The sequence below is a fragment of the Kribbella jejuensis genome, from assembly GCF_006715085.1.
Classification (GTDB): domain Bacteria; phylum Actinomycetota; class Actinomycetes; order Propionibacteriales; family Kribbellaceae; genus Kribbella; species Kribbella jejuensis.
In genome coordinates, this window is sequence record NZ_VFMM01000001.1 from 3,103,299 (window position 1) to 3,121,185 (window position 17,887).

19 protein-coding genes are annotated in these 17,887 nt (G+C 68.4%); 5 read left to right on the forward strand and 14 right to left on the reverse strand.

Annotated features, from left to right (window positions below):
- The first annotated feature begins 2 nt into the window (after positions 1-2).
- Positions 3-425, forward strand: coding sequence for an MmcQ/YjbR family DNA-binding protein (locus FB475_RS15320; protein ID WP_141856568.1), 423 nt, complete (start codon positions 3-5; stop codon positions 423-425).
- Between the two features lie 8 nt (positions 426-433).
- Here FB475_RS15320 and FB475_RS15325 read toward each other — a convergent pair whose 3' ends face one another.
- Genes FB475_RS15325 through FB475_RS15350 form a run of 6 tightly spaced genes read right to left on the reverse strand, consistent with a single transcriptional unit; the run spans position 434 to position 5,902 of the window.
- Positions 434-1,381 carry an LLM class F420-dependent oxidoreductase gene (locus FB475_RS15325; RefSeq protein ID WP_141856570.1) on the reverse strand — a complete coding sequence of 316 codons (948 nt, stop codon included), beginning with the start codon at positions 1,379-1,381 and terminating at the stop codon, positions 434-436.
- Positions 1,382-2,125: an SDR family oxidoreductase gene (locus FB475_RS15330; RefSeq protein WP_141856572.1), complete on the reverse strand. Its 744-nt coding sequence runs from the start codon at positions 2,123-2,125 to the stop codon at positions 1,382-1,384.
- A 9-nt stretch (positions 2,126-2,134) separates the two neighbouring features.
- Positions 2,135-2,788 carry a histidine phosphatase family protein gene (locus FB475_RS15335; RefSeq protein ID WP_141856574.1) on the reverse strand — a complete coding sequence of 218 codons (654 nt, stop codon included), beginning with the start codon at positions 2,786-2,788 and terminating at the stop codon, positions 2,135-2,137.
- Positions 2,789-3,838 (reverse strand): phosphotransferase family protein, encoded by a 1,050-nt coding sequence (locus FB475_RS15340; protein WP_141856576.1) that lies wholly within the window; start codon positions 3,836-3,838, stop codon positions 2,789-2,791. It abuts the gene before it with no gap.
- A 4-nt stretch (positions 3,839-3,842) separates the two neighbouring features.
- Positions 3,843-4,658: an SDR family NAD(P)-dependent oxidoreductase gene (locus FB475_RS15345; protein ID WP_141856578.1), complete on the reverse strand. Its 816-nt coding sequence runs from the start codon at positions 4,656-4,658 to the stop codon at positions 3,843-3,845.
- Positions 4,655-5,902: an acyl-CoA dehydrogenase family protein gene (locus FB475_RS15350; protein ID WP_141856580.1), complete on the reverse strand. Its 1,248-nt coding sequence runs from the start codon at positions 5,900-5,902 to the stop codon at positions 4,655-4,657. Before FB475_RS15350 ends, FB475_RS15345 begins: the two co-directional genes overlap by 4 nt.
- 56 nt (positions 5,903-5,958) lie before the next feature.
- Between FB475_RS15350 and FB475_RS15355 the strand changes: the two genes are divergently transcribed.
- A complete protein-coding gene (locus tag FB475_RS15355; RefSeq protein WP_141856581.1) occupies positions 5,959-6,546 on the forward strand; it encodes a TetR/AcrR family transcriptional regulator in 588 nt (195 codons plus the stop codon).
- Between the two features lie 9 nt (positions 6,547-6,555).
- Here the strand turns inward: FB475_RS15355 and FB475_RS15360 are convergent, their stop codons facing one another.
- Genes FB475_RS15360 through FB475_RS15375 form a run of 4 tightly spaced genes read right to left on the reverse strand, consistent with a single transcriptional unit; the run spans position 6,556 to position 10,357 of the window.
- Entirely contained in the window at positions 6,556-6,948 is a 393-nt protein-coding gene (locus tag FB475_RS15360; RefSeq protein ID WP_141856583.1) for a tautomerase, read from the reverse strand.
- 19 nt (positions 6,949-6,967) lie between these two features.
- Complete coding sequence (locus FB475_RS15365) at positions 6,968-8,278, reverse strand: amidase (RefSeq protein WP_141856585.1); 1,311 nt, start codon at positions 8,276-8,278, stop codon at positions 6,968-6,970.
- Positions 8,275-9,456, reverse strand: a complete 1,182-nt coding sequence (locus tag FB475_RS15370; RefSeq protein ID WP_141856587.1) for a hypothetical protein — start codon at positions 9,454-9,456, stop codon at positions 8,275-8,277. The genes FB475_RS15365 and FB475_RS15370 overlap by 4 nt, the downstream gene beginning before the upstream one ends.
- Before the next feature lie 4 nt (positions 9,457-9,460).
- Positions 9,461-10,357: a nitrilase family protein gene (locus tag FB475_RS15375; protein ID WP_141856589.1), complete on the reverse strand. Its 897-nt coding sequence runs from the start codon at positions 10,355-10,357 to the stop codon at positions 9,461-9,463.
- Positions 10,358-10,478: 121 nt separating this feature from the next.
- Here FB475_RS15375 and FB475_RS15380 point away from each other — a divergent pair, with 121 nt between their 5' ends.
- Positions 10,479-10,928, forward strand: coding sequence for a winged helix-turn-helix transcriptional regulator (locus FB475_RS15380; protein ID WP_141856591.1), 450 nt, complete (start codon positions 10,479-10,481; stop codon positions 10,926-10,928).
- Between the two features lie 44 nt (positions 10,929-10,972).
- On the opposite strand, the gene FB475_RS15385 is transcribed toward FB475_RS15380, so the two are convergent.
- Complete coding sequence (locus FB475_RS15385; protein ID WP_202878337.1) at positions 10,973-12,430, reverse strand: M81 family metallopeptidase; 1,458 nt, start codon at positions 12,428-12,430, stop codon at positions 10,973-10,975.
- Positions 12,431-12,474: 44 nt separating this feature from the next.
- Entirely contained in the window at positions 12,475-13,497 is a 1,023-nt protein-coding gene (locus FB475_RS15390) for a LacI family DNA-binding transcriptional regulator (protein ID WP_141856593.1), read from the reverse strand.
- A 113-nt stretch (positions 13,498-13,610) separates the two neighbouring features.
- Here FB475_RS15390 and FB475_RS15395 point away from each other — a divergent pair, with 113 nt between their 5' ends.
- Positions 13,611-15,506: a discoidin domain-containing protein gene (locus FB475_RS15395; protein WP_141856594.1), complete on the forward strand. Its 1,896-nt coding sequence runs from the start codon at positions 13,611-13,613 to the stop codon at positions 15,504-15,506.
- On the opposite strand, the gene FB475_RS15400 is transcribed toward FB475_RS15395, so the two are convergent.
- A complete protein-coding gene (locus FB475_RS15400; protein ID WP_141856595.1) occupies positions 15,497-16,744 on the reverse strand; it encodes an amidase in 1,248 nt (415 codons plus the stop codon). The two genes, FB475_RS15395 and FB475_RS15400, sit on opposite strands and share 10 nt — an antisense overlap.
- A gap of 68 nt (positions 16,745-16,812) precedes the next feature.
- On the opposite strand from FB475_RS15400, the gene FB475_RS15405 reads away from it, so the two are divergent.
- Positions 16,813-17,262 carry a GNAT family N-acetyltransferase gene (locus FB475_RS15405; RefSeq protein WP_141856596.1) on the forward strand — a complete coding sequence of 150 codons (450 nt, stop codon included), beginning with the start codon at positions 16,813-16,815 and terminating at the stop codon, positions 17,260-17,262.
- Here the strand turns inward: FB475_RS15405 and FB475_RS15410 are convergent.
- Positions 17,259-17,870 (reverse strand): YgjV family protein, encoded by a 612-nt coding sequence (locus FB475_RS15410; RefSeq protein ID WP_141856597.1) that lies wholly within the window; start codon positions 17,868-17,870, stop codon positions 17,259-17,261. The genes FB475_RS15405 and FB475_RS15410 overlap by 4 nt on opposite strands.
- Positions 17,871-17,887: the final 17 nt, after the last annotated feature.

Genomic DNA, 17,887 nt, shown 5'->3' on the forward strand with positions numbered 1-17,887 from the left:
CCATGAGGCCCCGAAAAGCCCGCCTGGCCGACGTCCACGAGATCGCCGCCGGCATGCCCCACGTCACCAAGTGGGAACGCGACGACGGCACCGACCGTCCCGTCTACCAGGTCGGCGGCAAGTCCTTCGTCTTCTTCCGCACCCCACGCCCCGACGCGGTCGATCCCGTCACCGGCGAGAAGTACGACGACGTGATCATGATCTGGGTCGAATCCGAAGCCGAAAAACTGGCCCAGACCACCGACGACTCGACGCCGTTCTTCACCACCCCGCACTTCGACGGCCACCCGTCCGTCCTCATCCGCGCCCGCGACCTGGGCGCCCTCACCAGACAAGAACTAACCGAAATAATCCAAGACGCCTGGCTCTCTCGAGCCTCCAACCGCCGAGCCCAAACCTGGCTAAAAGCCCACCGCCTCACCTGATCCCGTCACTACGCGGGGGCCAGGGAGCGGGCTGTTTCCAGGAGGTTGGTGCCGGTGGGGAGGGTGGCGATTATGGGGGTGTCGAGGCCGTTCTCCACGTAGCGGTTGATTTGGGTGCGGCAGGCGTCGGGGGTGCCGTGGACTATGAGGGCGTCCACCAGTGAGTCGGGGATGGCGGACATGGCGGCGTTGCGGTCGCCTCTGGACCAGGCTTCGCGCATCGGTTTCATGACCTCGGCTCGGCCGAGCCAGTCGTGGAAGGCGGCGTAGCCGGGGACCGTCAGATAGGTGGCGATGAGGTAGCGGCCGATGTTGCGGGCCATTTCGGTGTCTTCGGTGGCACAGACGAAGATGCGGGCGGCGAGTTCCTTGTCGGGGCCGAGTTCCGCGCGGATCTTGCGTACGTCGTCGGCCGACAACCAGTTGGTGATCGCGCCATCGGCTTCGCGTGCGGCCAGCCGCAACATCTGGGGGCGGAGGGCGGCGAGCATGATCGACGGTGGTACGTCGGGTGCCTTCTCCAGCCGGAACCGCTGGATCGTGAAGCTGTCGAACTTCCCGTCCACCCGCTCCCCCGCGAACGCCGCCCGCAGGAACCGCAGTACGTCGCGGGTGCGGGCCAGCGGCGGGTCGTACGCGATCCCGTTCCACCCGGTGACGATCGTCTCCGACGACGCCCCGATCCCGAGTACGAACCGGCCCGGCGCGAGATCCGCCAACGCCGCCGCGCTCATCGCCAGCGCGGCCGGCCCGCGCGTGTGTACCGGTACGACGGCGGTCCCGAGCCGCAAGGAAGAGTCCCACTCCGACGCAAGCACCAACGGCGTGAACGCATCCGCGCCCGCCACCTCGGCCGACCACAAGTCGGTGTAGCCCAGCAACGCCAGGTCCGAGATCAGCTGGCGATGGTCGCGCAGCGGTACGCCGGTCAGCGGTACGGTCAGCCCCCAGCGCATTCAGATCATCCTCTTCAGCAACGGCAGCGGCGCCACCCGCATCACCTGGGCGAGCGGCCACCACGGCCGCGCCGGTACGTACGCCTTCGCCTTCTCCGCCTCGATCGCGGCGACCATCGCGCGGACGCCGGTCTCCGTGTCGACGATGAACGGCGCCTTCGGCACGTGCTCGTTCATCTCCGACCGGATGTACCCGGGGTAGATCGTGCTGGCCTTGATCGGCTTGCCCATCAGCTCCAGCCGCAGACCCTCACCGATCGACGCGAGCCCCGCCTTCGTCGCGGCGTACGTCGTGACCGTCTTCGGGAACCCGCGCAGCGCGGAGATCGACGCGATCAGGACGAGGTGCCCGGCGTTCCGCGCCCGGAACAACTCGAGCGCCGCCTCGACCTGCGCGAGCGCGCCGACGAAGTTCGTCAGCGCGGTGTCGCGGTTCGCGTCGAACCGCCCGGTGCCGAGCGGCGCGCCCTTCCCGAGGCCGGCGTTCACGATGATCCGGTCCAGCGGCAACTCGCCGTCGATCAAGCGGAACACCTTGAACACCTGATCGTGGTCAGTCACATCCAGACTGTGGGTAACCACCGAAATCTGTGGATAACGCTCGACCAGCTCGCTCCGGAGCGCGTCCAGCCGTTCGGTCCGCCGGGCCGTCAGCGCGAGGTTGTGGCCGTTCGCCGCGAACTGCCGTGCCATCTCCGCACCGAGACCCGAACTGGCACCGGTGATCAGGATGTTCCGTCGCATCGCGATGTCCTATCGATAGGTGAGCAGGTCCGCACCGAGGTGGACATGCTCGTTGTAGCTCACCACAGTCAGCCCGGAACGCCCGGACACGACCTTCGTAATCGCGGTGTTGATCGTCACCGGGTTCAGCTTCGTCCACAGCCCGTCGCCGCCCGACAGCAGCCGCCCCACGACGGCCGCGATCGGACCGCCGGATGTGAAGACGAGCGCGGTCGAGCCCTTCCCGAGCGAGGCGGCGGTACGTCGTACGGCCGCCTCCGACCGATCGCAGAACGCCTGGAACGTCTCGGAGTACCCGTCGCCCCCGTCGATCCACCGCTGCGTCGCCGCGCTGAACACGTCCTGGAACGCCCGCCGCGGGTTCCCGGTCCGCGCCAGGTCGGCCACCATCACAGCGTGCCGCTTGTACGACGGCTTGTGCGCGACGAGCACCTCCTGGTGGTCGAACTCGTCGTACCCCGGATCGACCTCCGCCGTGAACCCGGCGAGCGACGCGGTCTCCTGATGCCGGCGCATAGAACCCGAGACGACAAGGTCCGGCTGCAGATCAGCAAGTACCGAAGCCAGCCGCAGAGCCTGCTTCGAGCCGAGTGACGACAGCTTGTCGTAGTCGCGCGCACCGAACGACGCCTGCGCGTGCCGGATCAGGTAGATGACGCCCACTCACGCCTGCCGGATGATCTTGCGGCAGCGCCGCTCGAGCAGGTTCACCGGGAGCCAGAAGTTCTTGAACCGCGGGTTCCGCGTCTGCTTGTGGTGATACCGGTAGTAGATCTGCTGCGCGATCACCGCGAGCCGGAACAACCCGAACACCTCGTAGAACGCCCAGTTGTCCACAGGCAGCCCCGACTGCTTCGAGTAGTAGTCCACAATCTCGTCCCGCGTCAGCATCCCCGGTACGTCGGACGGCTGCAGCCGGAACCGGCGGAACGCCCAGTCGTCGTCGGCCTGGACCCAGTACGCCAGCGCACTGCCCAGATCCATCAGCGGATCGCCCAGTGTCGCGAGCTCCCAGTCCAGTACGCCGACCACGCGCAGCGGATCGTCCGGAGCGAGTACGACGTTGTCGAGCCGGAAGTCGTTGTGGACAACGCACGTCCCAACATCCACAGGCTGATTCGCGGCCAGCCAAGTCATGACCCGCTCGTAACTCGGCACGTTCCACGTCTTCGCCTTGCGGTAGCGCTCGGACCAACCGGCGACCTGGCGCCCGACGTACCCGGAACCGCGCCCGAGATCCTCCAGCCCGGCGGCGGCGGGATCGACCGCGTGCAGCTCCACGAGCGTGTCGATCAACGTGAACCCCAGCTGCCGCGCCTGCGCTGCGGTCAGATCGACGCCGAGCGAGTGGTGCCCGGGGATCGTCCCGACCACCCGCTCCATCACGTAGAACTCGGAGCCGATCACCGACTCGTCGTTGCAATGAGCAACCATCTCTGGGACGTACCGGAAGACCGGTTTGAGGCTCTTCTGGATGCGGAACTCGCGCCCCATGTCGTGCGCGCTCTTCGCCTTCGTCCCGGCCGGCGGGCGGCGCAGGATCAGGTCGCGCTCGTCATACCGCAGCAAGTACGTGAGGTTCGACGCTCCGCCGGAGAACTGGTTCACCTCCGGCAAACCGTCCGGGACCACAGTCTGTTGCCGCAGCCAAGCATCCACCGCGGGTACGTCGAACGCGTCCTCGTCGCGCACCGCTCGAGCGCCGTCCGGCACCCCGTCACCGCCCGTCCGGCGACGGCGTCTCCGGCTGCGTCTCGGGCTGCGTCGCCCGCTCGGCACGGGCGTGCGCGCGCGCAGCGACCTTGCGCATCTGCCAGTCGTACACCGGCCGCGCCAACCGCTTCGTCCAGTACGCGACCCGGGCCGGCTGGTCCGGGATGATCAGGTGCCGCTTCTTGTTGATCCCGGCAACGACCACCGCGGCGATGTCGTCCGCGGACCGCGGCGACTTCTCGATCAGCTGCCGCGCGGTCGCGCCCATCGCACTGTCGGCACCGCGGATCGAGTCTGCCAAGTTGGTCCGGAAGAACGACGGGCAGACCACCGAGACGTTGACCCCGCACGGATGCAGCTCGTGCGACAGCGTCTCGGAGAGCGCGACCACGCCGGCCTTGACCGTGTTGTACGAGCTCATCATCGGCGGATGCACCAGCCCGGCCGCGGACGCGGTGTTCACGATGTAGCCGGACCGCTGCCGCTTGAACAACGGCACAAACGCCCGGCACCCCCGGACCACGCCCATCAGGTTGATGTCGACGACCCGGTCCCACTCGTCCAGCGTCTCGACGTCGATCCGGCCGCCGGTCGCGATGCCCGCGTTGTTCACCAGGATGTCCAGACCGCCCCAGGTGTTCTCGCACCACGCGACCGCCGCGTCCCAGTCCGCCTGGTTCCGCACATCGAGTTTCAAGTACGGCGCAGAGCCGTCAGGGCCGACATCCGTACTGAGGACTTGATGGCCGTCGGCAACGAACCGGGCGACCAGCGCGGCGCCGAGACCGCTCGCGGCGCCGGTGACGAGGACGCGACTCATTTCGCCTCCTGAGCAGCGGCTGCGGACAGGTACGACGCCAGTTCAATCCTGGCGATCACCCCACGATGCACCTCGTCCGGCCCGTCGGCCAGCCGCAACGCGCGGGCGCTCGTCCACGCGGCCGCGAGCGGGAAGTCCTCCGACAGACCGCCACCGCCGTGCAACTGGATCGCCATGTCGATCACGTCCTGCGCCATCCGCGGTACGGCGACCTTGATCTGGCTGACCTCGCTCAACGCCCCGGCCAGTCCCTGCGTGTCGAGCAGGTACGCCGTCTGCAGTACGAGCAACCGTGCCTGGTTGATCGCGATCCGCGCGTCGGCGATCCGCTCGCGGTTGCCACCCAGATTCACGAGCGGCTTGCCGAACGCGGTCCGGCTCGTCCCGCGCTGCAGCGCCAACTCGAGCGCCTTCTCCGCCAGCCCGATCAGCCGCATGCAATGGTGAACGCGGCCAGGACCCAGCCGGCCTTGGGCGATCTCGAAGGCCGTACCCGGTCCGAGCAGGATGTTCGCGGCCGGCACGCGGACGTCGGTGAAGGACACCTCGCCGTGGCCGTGCGGTTCGTCGTACCGGTTCATCGCGGGCAGCAGCCGCTCGACCTTGACGCCGGGGGTGTCGCGCGGGACGAGGACCATCGTGTGGCGCGCGTACCGGTGCGCGTCCGGGTCGGTGAGGCCCATGAAGATGAGCAGCTCGCAGTCGGGGTGCCCGACGCCGGTGCTCCACCACTTGCGGCCGTTCAGTACGACGTCGTCGCCGTCGAGGACCGCGGTCGCCTGCATGTTGGTGGCGTCGGAGGACGCCACGTCCGGCTCGGTCATGCAGAACGCGGACCGGATCGTGCCGTCCAGCAGGGGCTCCAGCCAGCGCTTCTTCTGCTCGTCGTTGCCGTATCGGAGCAGAACCTCCATGTTGCCGGTGTCCGGCGCGTTGCAGTTGAAGACGTACGGCGCGATGAACGACCGGCCGGTGAGCTCCGCGATCGGGGCGTAGTCGAGGTTGCTCAGGCCCTCGCCGTACTGCTCGTTGCCCGGTTCGGCGGGCGGCAGGAAGAGGTTCCACAGGCCGGCCGCGCGCGCCTTCGCCTGCAGTTCCTTGACGATCGGCTGCGGCCGCCAGGGATCACCGGCCGCTCGGATCGCGTGGTGCAACGCTGTCTCGACCGGCTCGATCTCATCGCGCAGGAAGGTCTGCACGCGTCCGATAAGATCCTGAGCCCGGGTCGAAGGTTCGAACCCCATCAAGACTCCTCTCCCTCGGCTTGACCGTAGCTCAGCGTCTAAGCAATGCTCAATAGATGGATCACCGACTGACAGCGGATGACCGCAAGAAGCAACTGGTCAAGATCGGCCTGATGATGCTTCGCGACAAGCCGATCCATGAGCTGTCGATCGACGCGATCGCCGCCGAGGCAGGGATCTCGCGCGGGCTGCTGTTCCACTACTTCCCGAGCAAGCGGGACTACTACGTCGCGGTCATCTCCGCGGCCGGCCGCCGGCTGCTCCGGGTCACCAAGCCGGACGACGCGCTGCCGCCGGAGCAGCAGCTCCTGGAGATGGTGACCCAGTTCGTGGCGTTCATCGCCCGGCGGCGTACGGCGTACATCTCGTTCGTCCGCGGCGCGGCCGGCGGGGACGACTTCGCGGTCGAGGTGTACGACGAGACGCGCGCGGCGCTGACCAAGCGGATCCTCACGTACCTCGGCGCACCCGAGGTGGCCGACGACCCGAAGTCCGGGGATTACCTCCGGGTCCACGCGTGGCTGTCGTACACCGAGGACCTCGCGATCGAGTGGTCCGGCCTGCTCGAACCGGACCGCCCGTACTCGGCCGACCACCTCGTCGACCACTCGATCGAGGCCCTTCAGATGCTCCGCAAGCTGTAAGGCCGGTGGCTATCGTTCGTCGCCGGACCAGTTCTTGTTGAAGCCACCCAGGTGGGGGTGGTACATCTCGTTGCCGTCGTGCTGGGTGAACTCGACCTTCAGCCACAGGGCGTCGAGGCCGAACGTCTCGACGCAGGCCTCGATCAGCGCCTGGGCCAGCTGGGCCCGTGTCTCGGTCGGGCGGCCGGCGCGGATGTCGCACATGATCAGACCCGACGGCGTCGGCGGCCCGGACTCGTGGCACCGCCAGACGGCACCCGGCCCGAGAGCGTGGACGGACACCGTGAGCAGATCCATACCGACCTGCATGATCTGCCCGTAGAGGCGTCCGATGCGTTCCGCGAACGCACGTTTGGTCGCTTCGTCCGCGATCAGCGGCAGGTCGACCTGGATCGAGGGCATGGCATTCCTTTCGTTGTGGTCAAGACGTTTCGAGCTGCCGTGCGACAGCGAAGAGCAGACCCTCCCGGCCCGGTGCGGTGACGAGTTGCACGCCGACCGGCAGCCCGTCGAGGCGCCCCGCGGGAACGCTGAGTGCCGGCGAGCCGGTCAGGTTCCACGGGCTGGTCAGGGACAGCAGCGCTGCCCGTACCTCCAGCTCGGCACCGTCGACCTGGACCCTGCGCTCGCCCACGAGCGGCGCGACGATCGGCACCGCGGGGAGAGCCAGCACGTCGTACGACGACAACAACTCGTCGACCACGAGCTGAAACTCGTGACGGGCCGCGTCCGCCGAGGCGTAGTCACGATCGGTGATCTCCCGCCCCTTGCGGAGCCGGGCAAGCACCTCCGGATCGATGAGCCCGGCGTCGGTCTCGAGGTGATGCTCGTGAACGCGGAAAGCTTCGCGCCCCTGCAGCGTCGAGAAGATCGTGAACAGACTCTCGTTCCGCTCCCACTTCGGAAACTCGTCGATGGCGTCGGCACCGAACCCCGCGCGACGAACGCACTGTCGGGTCAGCTCAACGACCCGTGGATCGGTCACGGCGATGGCGTCCGGCCTTATCCATCCGACAGTGAGACCGTCAACCGGCCGCTGCTGGGCCGGACGGCCGGCGAGGGCTTGGTAACCAGCAAGGACATCCTCGCTCGTCGCGGCGAAAAGCCCGACGTGATCCAGCGTGGGAGCCAGCGGATAGACCCCTGCACTGGGAATGGCGTCGTACGCCGGCTTGAGCCCGACGACACCGCACAACGCTGCCGGCACGCGGACCGAACCGGCCGTGTCCGTGCCCAACGCGAGGGACACCATCCCGGCCGCGACGGCGACCGCGCTACCTCCGCTGCTGCCGCCGGACATCCGCCGCGGATCGGTCGGGTTGCGTGCGGCGCCATGGGCGGAGCGGTCACCCGTCGCGCCGTACGCGAACTCGTGCAGCGTCGTCTTGCCGATGATCACGGCGCCGGCCGCCCGTAACCGCCGTACGACCTCGGCGTCCTCGGTCGCGATCGCGCCGAAGGAGGTAGCCGATCCGCAACTGGTGGGCAGGCCGGCGATGTCGATCAGGTCCTTCACGGCGACGGGGATACCGTGCAGCGGGCCGAGGTCGATCCCGGCGGCAAGCTGGTCGTCGGCCTCCTTGGCCGCTGCGCGAGCGCCTTCGTCGTCGATGAGTGTGAACGCGTTCAGGGTCGGGTTCAGCTCGTGGGTGCGGCGCAGGGCGGCGTCGACGATCTCGGTCACCGAGGCCTCCCCGCTGCGCAGCGCCCGAGCGAGTTCAGTAGCAGTCATGTCGAGAATCCAGGGACGAGTCGGAGCGCCGGCACGATGAGCGCCGTACACAGGCTCATCGATGCGACGTTGCCGACGAAGGGATGGAAGGTCTTCGGCAGCCGCGCCGCGATCGCTGCCGCCACCGGCGGGGCGATCAAGGCACCGGCCAGCGCGCCGGCCAGCACCGACTGGACGGTCCCGCCGAAGGCGAGAACGGTGGCGGGTGCCACCGAGACGACCGGCACGAACGTCGGGTAGAAGCCGCGCAACCGCCAGGGCTTCCGCCAGATGAGGACGCCGGCGACCGCGGTGATCACCTGGCTCGCGAGGACCGCGAAGAACAGGCCGGAGCCGTACGACGTACTCGACGACCTGATCACGTGGGCGACGACAGCACCGGCGAGCAGCGCCGCACTGGCCCATTCGTTGCCGAAGAACTGTGCCTCGGAGAAGTCTGCCAAGGCGCGACGCGGAATCCAGAACACCGAGTCCGCCCGATCCGTCGCCGCGCGTGGCTGGGCATGCTCTTGTTCACGCCAGGCTCCGGCCGGTGGCATCCAGGCGAGCCGCCCGCAGATCCAGAACGCCACCGCGGCGCCGACCCACATGCCGGTGGTGGCTCCGACAACGGGCGGAAGATCCAGCGGCCGGCAGCCGTACTCGACCGCGAGGATCGAAGCGGGTGGGGCGAGGAGCGCTCCGAGGACCGCCGCCGACAGCGCGATCCGCCGACCCGGCCCATAGAGGACGACGACCGCCGGAGCCACCGAGACCAGCGGGACGAACAACGGCTGCCAGCTCCCCTGCGCCAGGGTCCAGCCCCAGATGACATTGCCCAGCAGCAGGCTCGCCAGCGCGCTGCCGGCGGCCCATGGCCACAGCCCCGAGCCACAGGCCTGGACGAACCCCTGGAGCCGCCAAGACCTTCGGTGCGCGACATGAGCCACCAGTCCGCCGATCAGCAACAGAGCACCCGCTGGGGCGACCACGTAGTACTGGGGTTCGCTGATCGATCCCACCAGCCACGACGCGAACCGGCCGAGCTCGGTGTAGTCGCCGTTCCAGGGCTGCTCGCCGCGGGCGAGCCGCGCGAACGACCAGCCGGCGAGCGCCACGAGCGCGACGAAGATCGCTCCGGCACCGACGGCGGCCCGTCGCGATCCGGCGAGACCCGTCGTACCTCGGACTGTCGTCATCAGGTCACCTCGGGAGCGGAGCGCGGTCGCGGTACCCCAGCATCTGGTCGTACAGGTCGGTACGACGGTCGCGGTGCAGATCGTTGAGCTGGTTCCAGATCGGCGCCGTGCGGGCGGCGGTCAGGTCGACGTCCGCGTAGATGATCGTGTCCTCGTCCGGGCCGGCGATCCGGTCGATCGGCCAGCCGTTCGTCCCCGCGATCAGCGAGTTGCCCATGAAGCCGGCGCCGCGCTCCTGGCCGATCCGGTCCGCGGTGGCGATGAAGACGTTGTTGGCGTGCGCGGCCGTCATCGTCAGGTACGCCGCCATGCAGACACCGCTCGCGTCGTACAGCGGCGGAGGGGTCCAGACCCAACCGGTGGGGATGCAGATGATGTCGGCGCCCAACTGCGCCACGATCCGCGCCGTCTCGGGAAACCAGATGTCCCAGCAGACCAGGAGCCCGATCCGGCCGATCTTGGTGTCGTACACCGCGAATCCTTCGTCGCCGGGCGTGAACCACAGCTTCTCGGTGTTCCACAGGTGCGTCTTGCGGTACCGCCCGATGAAGCCTTCGGGTCCGACCAGTACGGCGGTGTCGTAGAGCTTCACGCCATCGCGTTCGGCGACGCAGCCGACGATGTAGACATTCCGCTCGGCCGCGATCCGCGCGAACGACTCGACCGTGGGACCGTCCGGAACGGCCTCCGCGTGGGCGTACGCCTCCTCGCGGGTTTCGAACACGTACCCGGTGGTCGCCAGCTCCGGGAGCACGATGAGCCCCGCCCCCGCGTCCGCCGCAGCCGTCAGTCGCTGCTCGACCGCCAGCGCGTTCGCCTTCAGGTTGTCGACGCCCACGCGTGGCTCGAACTGCACGACCGCCACCCGGACCGGGCTCACCCGCGCATCTGTCTGTGTCATGACGCTCACCTCTCGCCGAAACTGGTTTCAAGTTGAAACCGCTTGGCGTGAGCGTAGAGGAGCCGGTTTATACTTGCAACCACTTACCGGAAACTGCCTGGCGCACCATGAAAGGACGCGGATGCCGCAGCGCGTGACGCACGAGGGAGCCGAATGCCCGGTCGCGCGGGCCGTGGACGTCATCGGCGACCGGTGGTCGCTGCTGATCGTACGGGACGCCTTCGACGGCATCACCCGGTTCAGCGAGTTCCAGCGGAACCTCGGCCTGGCGAAGAACATCCTGTCGGCACGGCTGCGCGAACTCGTCGCGCACGGCATCCTGGAGATCCTCCCCGGAGCTGACGGAAGCGCGTACCACGAGTACGTGCTCACCCAGAAGGGCCGGGACCTGTTCGTCATCCTCGTCAGCCTGCGCCAGTGGGGCGAGGACCACCTGTTCGAGCCGGCCGAACGGCACTCCGTGCTGCTCGACACCCAGCAGAACCGGCCGCTGCGCAAGCTCGAGGTCACGGACGCCGACGGCCGCGTCCTGGACTCCTCGGAAGCGTTCGTCCAGAAGGTCGCCCACTGAACGGTGGTTGCCGGTAGCAACGCGGCGGCGGCGCCCGCTGGGAGCTAGGGCAGTAGTTCGGGGGTGAGATCCGGGTCGGCCATGTCCGGGTCAAAGGGGAACAGCGGGCGGAGTACGCCGTGGTGGCCGAGGCGGAGGAGGTCCTGGTCGACGCCGCCGGGGGTCAGCGCGAGGAGCCAGTCCGCGGCGAGGTCGTAGAGCTCGGGTTCCAGGTAGCCGATCTTGACGATCACCAGGTCGGCAGCCGCGGGGTCGAGGCCGAGAAGCGTGAAGTCGGCGATGTGGTGGTACGGCTTGCGACGGCTCGTGAGGATCGAGTGCAGGCCGCCGGCCTTGACGACCGCGACCGTGCCGCCGGCCGGGTCCTCGGAGATCGAGAAGACGGTGCCGGAGAGGGCAACCGGACCGGACGGGCCGGAGTCGACCTTGCCGCCGGCGGTGACCTCGACGGGGTTGCCGACGCCGGCCGCGACGCAGGCGGCGACGGCGTCCGGGTCAGTGATGCTGGCGTGGATCGCGGTGGCCTCGCCGTACGTCAGGTCCTCGACCTTCAGCAGTTCGCCCAGGGTCCACGAGACGTCGCCGGCACCACCCGCGGTCGGGTTGTCGCCGGAGTCGCTGATCAGGAACGGCCGAGCCGTCGAAGCGAGCCCGGCTGCGACGCATTCGGCCAGCGTCCCGGTCGGCGCCACGAACTCGAACCCGTCCCGCGCGTCCCAGTACGCCTTCGCCAGCTCCTCGGCCCGCGCGGTGATCAGCTCCGAGTCGTCCCCGGTCACCACGACGGCCGCCCGGCACCGCGGCTCGTCCGCCCACGCGTACCCGACCCAGACGGCCGCATCCAGTACGCCGGGCTCGTCCGCGATCTCGGCCACCCGCCGGTAGATCGACTTGGCCGGCTCGAGCCGGGTCGACGTCTTCTCGCCCGGCAGCAGGACCGGTACCTGGATCCACGCCTTCCCCGGCTTCCCCTGACCGGATCGCAGCCGCTCGACCAGGTTCCGCAGCGCACGTTCACGGCTCTCCAGCGCGTCCTCGTGCGGCGCCATCCGGTAGCAGGTGATCAGATCGACCGCCGTACCGAGCTCCCGGGACACGTTCCCGTGCAGGTCCATCGACGCGGACACGAGTACGTCGGGACCGAGCACGTCGCGGATCCGCGTGGCGAGATCGGCCTCCGCGTCCTGCCGTCCGACGACGCTCATCGCACCGTGGATGTCGAAGAAGAACCCGTCCAGTTCACCGGCGTCCTCGAGCCGGGTGATGATCTCGGCGGACAAATCGTCGTACACCTCCGGCTGCACCGCTCCGCCCGGCAGCGACCGCGCGTGCAGCAGCGGCACCCACTCGATGCCCTGCGCCCAGTCCTTGCCGAGGAAGTCGACGTACCGCTCCATCAGGCGGTCTCCACACCGTACGTCGAAGTCCGCCAGCCCGGCCCGGTGCGGCGAGAACGTGCTGGACTCGATGGCGATCCCGGCAATGCCGATCCGAAGGTTCATGTCTAAAACCTGCCACAACCGAGCCGTTTCGCGCATCGCCCATCTCAGATCGGTGAGCTGACTCGACCGGTACTTCCGCGGACGATCAACTCGGTCGCGAGTTCGATGTGCAGCGCCTCGAGTTCGTGCCGCTCCAGCAACCTGATCAGCAGGCTGACGGCCATTCGGCCCATCTCCTGGAGCGGCTGCCGGACGGTTGTCAGTTGCGGCGTGGTCGCGCGGGACAGGTCGAGGTCGTCGAAGCCGGCGATCGACAGGTCGCCGGGTACGGACAGCCCGCGTTCGGCGGCGGCCTGCAGCGCGCCGATGGCGGCCTTGTCGTTGAAGGCGACCAACGCAGTCGGGCGCGGATCGAGGTCGAGCAGCGACCCGGCCGCTCGGTACCCATGCGCCGTGGTCGGCTGGTCGTGGCGGACCAGCGAAGGATCAGGAAGGATCCCGGCGTCCGCGAGCGCGGCGGAGTGCCCGCTGAGGCGGGCGTCCGCGGCGAGCCACTCACGCGGACCGGCGATGACACCGATCCGCCGGTGCCCGAGCGAGGTCAGGTACGACGTGAGCTGCCGAGCGCCGGAGTGGTGAGCGGCCGAGACGGACGGGATGTCGCGGGGCAGCCTCGTCCGCGGGTCGACCACGACGAACGGGAAACGCCGCGTGCTCAGCCGGACGAGGTCCTCGCTCGGCTCCGGTGGGAGGATCAGGATCGCGCCGCCGACCTCACGTTGGGCGGGCAGCCGGCCGAGGACACGCTCGTGCTGCGCCGCCTCTCCCGCGTTGAGGACGAGCTGCCGTCCGTGGCGGTCCAACGTCTCGGCGATCGAGGACACGATCAGCCCGAAGTAGTCGGTGAGCACGTACGGGCAGCGCAGATAGACCGCCCCTTCGACCGGTTTCGCCGTACCGCCGCGCGGCGCGGGTGCGCGCAGGCCGAGGTCCTCGATCGCTTGCTCGACGAGCTGCCGGGTTTCGGGTGCCACGGCGCCCGCCTGGTTGAGCACCCGGGACACCGTCGCGATCGACACCCCGGTCGCGTCCGCGACATCCCGGACGGTCGCTCTACCGCGCGACATTTGTTACATCCCTTTGTTTCACGCTCAGCACTCTAGACCTACGCTCCCAGACCTTGACAGCCCTCAGCCGCGAGCGTTTCCTGTGGCCGTTTGTTTCATCCCCGAGGAGCGCGATGAGAACACCCGCCTTAGGCGTCGCCCTTGCTCTCGCGGCGGCGTCACTCACCGGTTCTGCCCAGGCCCGTCCCCCGACGACCCAGGTCCGTGTCTGGGTCACCACACCCGACCGTGCGGAACTGCTGCACGAGCGCGCGCCGGTCTCGTTCCACGACGGGACGAGCGATCGGACCACGATCACGGTCGACCCGCGGACGACGTACCAGACGATGGACGGCTTCGGTGCCTCGATCACCGACTCGTCGGCCGCCGTGCTGTACCGGCTCAGCCCGGCCGACCGCGAGCAGACGCTGCGCAAGCTGTTCGACCCGCAGCAGGGCATCGGCGTCAGCTTCCTCCGGCAGCCCGTCGGCTCGTCCGACTTCACCGCCGCGAGCGAGCACTACACGTACGACGACGTACCGGCCGGACAGACCGACTTCGGCCTCGAGCACTTCAGCGTCGCGCACGACGAACAGGAGGTGCTACCGCTGCTCCGCCGCGCCAAGCAGCTCAATCCTCAACTCAAGGTGATGGCGACGCCGTGGAGTCCGCCCGCCTGGATGAAGACCGGCGACTCGCTCGTCGGCGGCCGGTTGAAGGACGACCCGAAGGTGTACGCCGCGTACGCGCGCTACCTGGTGAAGTTCGTGCAGGCGTACACGAAGGCCGGCGTACCGGTCGACTTCCTGTCCGTCCAGAACGAGCCGCAGAACCGCAAACCCAGCGGCTACCCCGGTACGGACCTGCCCGTCCGGCAGGAGGCAGCGGTCATCACCGCCCTGGGACCGCTGCTGCAGAAGGTCAGCCCACGGACGAAGATCCTCGGGTACGACCACAACTGGACCACGCATCCCGGCGACGTCGCGTCGACCCCGCCCGGCGAGGACCCGGAGACCGACTACCCGTACAAGTTGCTGCGGACGTCGGCGGCGAAGTGGATCGCGGGTACGGCGTACCACTGCTACTCCGGTGATCCGTCGAAGCAGACCGACCTGCACAACGCCTTCCCGGCGAAGGGAATTTGGTTCACCGAGTGCTCCGGTTCGCACGGGCCGAACGACACGCCGCCGCAGATCTTCCGCGGCACGCTCACCTGGCACGCGCGGACGCTGATGCTCGGTACGACGCGGAACTGGGCGAAGTCGGTGGTCAACTGGAACATCGCGCTCGACTCGACCGGCGGCCCGCACCTAGGCGGCTGCGACACCTGCACCGGGCTCGTCACGCTGCAGCCGGACGGCACCGTCACCACCGATGCGGAGTACTACACGATCGGGCACCTGTCGAAGTTCGTCCGGCCCGGAGCGGTGCGGATCGGGAGTACGTCGTACGGGACGACCGGGTGGAACGGGCAGCTGATGTCGGCGGCCTTCCGCAACCCGGACGGTACGACGGCGTTGGTCGTCCACAACGAGAACGACGATCCGCGGGCGTTCGCGGTCGCTGTCGGCGGTCGGTCCTTCGAGTACGAGCTGCCGGGTGGGTCGATCGCGACGTTCACGTGGGGTCGGATGGCGAACGATCTGCCACAGGAGCTGACTGCGGTGGGGGCGACGGCGAGCTCCAACGCGGGCGATGCCGGCCGGTTGGTCGATCAGGACGGGTCGACGGTGTGGCAGAGCAAGACGGCGCAGGTGCCGGGTCAGTGGGTGCAGTTGGACCTCGGCCAGGCGCAGACGTTCCGCGAAGTGGCGCTGGACAGTGGTGGGAACATCGGTGACTACGGGCGCGGGTACGAGGTTGCCGTCAGCAACGATGGGGTGCTGTGGAGAACGGTGGCGACCGGGTTGTCCACCGGTCAGCTCACAACTGTGGATATCCGTCCGGTGCGGGCCCGGTACGTCAGGATCAGCCAGACCGGGAGCGCCGGCAACTGGTGGAGCCTGGCGGATGTACGGATCTATCGCTGAGCTTCGATCCAGCATGCTACTGCGGCAGCCTGTTCGTTGCTTCTAGCAATTATCTGGAGTCCTACAGGGAGGCCGTCAGCCGGGATCGGGAGGCTGACGGCCGCGTGCCGGGTGAGGTTCGCCAGGCGGGTGTTGTTGAGGAGTTGCTTGCGCACTTCGAGGCCGCCGTCGGCGGTGTCCGCCGCGGTGATCGGTGGCGCGATCGTCAGTACCGTCGGTGTGAGAACTGCGTCGACCTGCTGAAACACTTCGTCCAGTTGGGCGATGATCCGCACAGCATCATTCTTGGCGCGTTCATACTGCGCCGGTTGCACCAGCGACGCCTCTCGTAGGCGCTGTTGTACGTCCGGTTGGTAGAGGTCGTGCGAGCGGGCGGAGTGGTTGGCGACTGCCTCGGGGCCTTGGAGGTTGGCTGCTGTCGTGAAGCTGTGTTGCCAGTCGGGCAGCTGCACTTCGATGGCGTCGAATGCATCTACTGCGGCCGTCCAGGCGCTGCTTACCGCAGGGCTGAGTTGGAGGTACTCGGGGTTGGTGACTATGCCCAGGCGAGGGGGTCCGGGATGAGTGGGTCCTGTGGCCGCGGTCGTCAACGCGTGGAGAGCGTAGGCAGCGTCGGCGGCCGTCGGAGTGAGGAGGCCTACGTGGTCGAGGGACTGTGAGAGCGGGAAGACTCGGTCGGCCGGGAGCGTGTTGTACGTCGGTTTGAAGCCGACGACTCCACACAATGCCGCGGGGATGCGGACGGAGCCGGCGGTGTCCGTGCCGATGGCGAGCGGGACGATCCCGGCGGCGACCGCCGCGGCTGAGCCTGAGCTCGATCCGCCGGTCATCCGGGTCGGGTCGTGCGGGTTGCGGCACGGGCCGACCCGGTTCGACGTCCCGGTGCAGCCGTACGCGAACTCGTGGGTGTGGGACAGCCCGATCACGATCGCGCCGGCCGCGCGCAACCGCCGTACGATCTCCGCGTCCTGCTCGCCGATCCCGTTCATCGACGCCGAGCCGCAGCGGTACGGCAGGCCTTCGACCTCGATGATCTCCTTCACCAGCACCGGTACGCCTGCCAGCGGGCCGCTCCGGTCGTGGGTCGCAGCCGTCTTCCGCGCGCCGTCCGCGTCCAGGTGGACGACGGCGTTCAGCTCGGCAGCGGCGGCGGCCCGAGCCAACGCCTCCTCGACCAGCTCGACCGGATCGAGCGACCCGTCCTGCACTCCGGCGGCGATCTCCTGCAGTGTCCTCACTCGCACATCAGACCACGGAGAGGAAACGGAAACAGCAGTGTCATGCCAAGTTGCTACCGTCCGATGGCATGGTGATCGAAGGAGTGGAACTGCGCACCGCGCCGCCGACAGATCGTGACGTGCTGGCGTTGACCACGGCGCAGCAGGCGGAGCTCGCCGCGATGTACGGCGAGGACCAACCACTCGTCGCTCTGCACCCCGACATCACCTTCACCCTGCTCGCTCTGGACGGGACGCCCGTCGGCTGCGTCGGACTGCAACCGGTCGCGCCCGGTCTCGGCGAGATCAAACGGATGTACGTCGCACCGTCCGCGCGCGGTTGGGGGCTGTCGCGGTTGCTGCTGGAGGCCGTCGAGAATCACGCCCGATCCATTGGACTCACCAACCTCCGGCTGGAGACCGGTACCCAGCAGGTCGAGGCGATCGTGCTCTACACGAACCACGGCTACCGTCCGACGCCGCCGTACCCGCCGTTCGAGAACGAGGTCGTGTCGCTCTGCTTCGCCAAGCAGCTCTAGAGTTTCAGCACCAAGTCGTCGCCGTCGCGTTCGAAGCCGAGGTTGCGTAGGTACGGCGTGGAGTCCCGCATCCGCGGCGGCGCGATCACCTGGCGGAACCCCTGCTCGGTGAACACGTCGCTGCGCCGGTAGACGAACTCGCCGGGCGTGAAATCGCGGTACTTCGGAACCACGTAGTCGAGGTCGATCTGCGCCTGCCCCGCGCCGGCGTCGTGCGCGAGGACCACACCGACCGTCCGGTCACCGTGCTGGACGAGGAACGCGTACGGACTGGTGCCGGACGTGAAGCCCGGGTTGAACCGGCTGATGTCCTTCCGGTGCCGCTCGAGAACGAACCCGAGGTACGCGTCCCCGGCGTTCACCTGCAGCACCTGGTACTCCGCCTCGTCGTGCCGATGCCGGAGCAACCGCCAGAGATGCACGACGTTGATGACCGCTAGTACGGCGTTCATGCCGACCATCGGCCAGACGCCGACCATCGCGTTGAACGCGACCAGGATGATGCAGCCGATCAGGTTCAACCCCCGCAACCGCAGGATCCGCGTCTGCAGCAACGACAGCACGACGAGTGCGGACCCGCCCCACCCGATGACACTCCATACGTCCACAGCGGGAGACTAGGCGA

Bases quoted from the DNA above. Each gene is read 5' to 3' on its own strand.
- FB475_RS15395 (WP_141856594.1), top strand. From the start codon at position 13,611: ATGAGAACACCCGCCTTAGGCGTCGCCCTTGCTCTCGCGGCGGCGTCA.
- FB475_RS15370 (WP_141856587.1), bottom strand. From the start codon at position 9,456: ATGACGACAGTCCGAGGTACGACGGGTCTCGCCGGATCGCGACGGGCC.
- FB475_RS15325 (WP_141856570.1), bottom strand. From the start codon at position 1,381: ATGCGCTGGGGGCTGACCGTACCGCTGACCGGCGTACCGCTGCGCGAC.
- FB475_RS15380 (WP_141856591.1), top strand. From the start codon at position 10,479: ATGCCGCAGCGCGTGACGCACGAGGGAGCCGAATGCCCGGTCGCGCGG.
- FB475_RS15345 (WP_141856578.1), bottom strand. From the start codon at position 4,658: ATGAGTCGCGTCCTCGTCACCGGCGCCGCGAGCGGTCTCGGCGCCGCG.
- FB475_RS15375 (WP_141856589.1), bottom strand. From the start codon at position 10,357: ATGACACAGACAGATGCGCGGGTGAGCCCGGTCCGGGTGGCGGTCGTG.
- FB475_RS15320 (WP_141856568.1), top strand. From the start codon at position 3: ATGAGGCCCCGAAAAGCCCGCCTGGCCGACGTCCACGAGATCGCCGCC.
- FB475_RS15390 (WP_141856593.1), bottom strand. From the start codon at position 13,497: ATGTCGCGCGGTAGAGCGACCGTCCGGGATGTCGCGGACGCGACCGGG.
- FB475_RS15330 (WP_141856572.1), bottom strand. From the start codon at position 2,125: ATGCGACGGAACATCCTGATCACCGGTGCCAGTTCGGGTCTCGGTGCG.
- FB475_RS15355 (WP_141856581.1), top strand. From the start codon at position 5,959: ATGGATCACCGACTGACAGCGGATGACCGCAAGAAGCAACTGGTCAAG.
- FB475_RS15365 (WP_141856585.1), bottom strand. From the start codon at position 8,278: ATGACTGCTACTGAACTCGCTCGGGCGCTGCGCAGCGGGGAGGCCTCG.
- FB475_RS15405 (WP_141856596.1), top strand. From the start codon at position 16,813: ATGGTGATCGAAGGAGTGGAACTGCGCACCGCGCCGCCGACAGATCGT.
- FB475_RS15350 (WP_141856580.1), bottom strand. From the start codon at position 5,902: ATGGGGTTCGAACCTTCGACCCGGGCTCAGGATCTTATCGGACGCGTG.
- FB475_RS15360 (WP_141856583.1), bottom strand. From the start codon at position 6,948: ATGCCCTCGATCCAGGTCGACCTGCCGCTGATCGCGGACGAAGCGACC.
- FB475_RS15385 (WP_202878337.1), bottom strand. From the start codon at position 12,430: ATGAACCTTCGGATCGGCATTGCCGGGATCGCCATCGAGTCCAGCACG.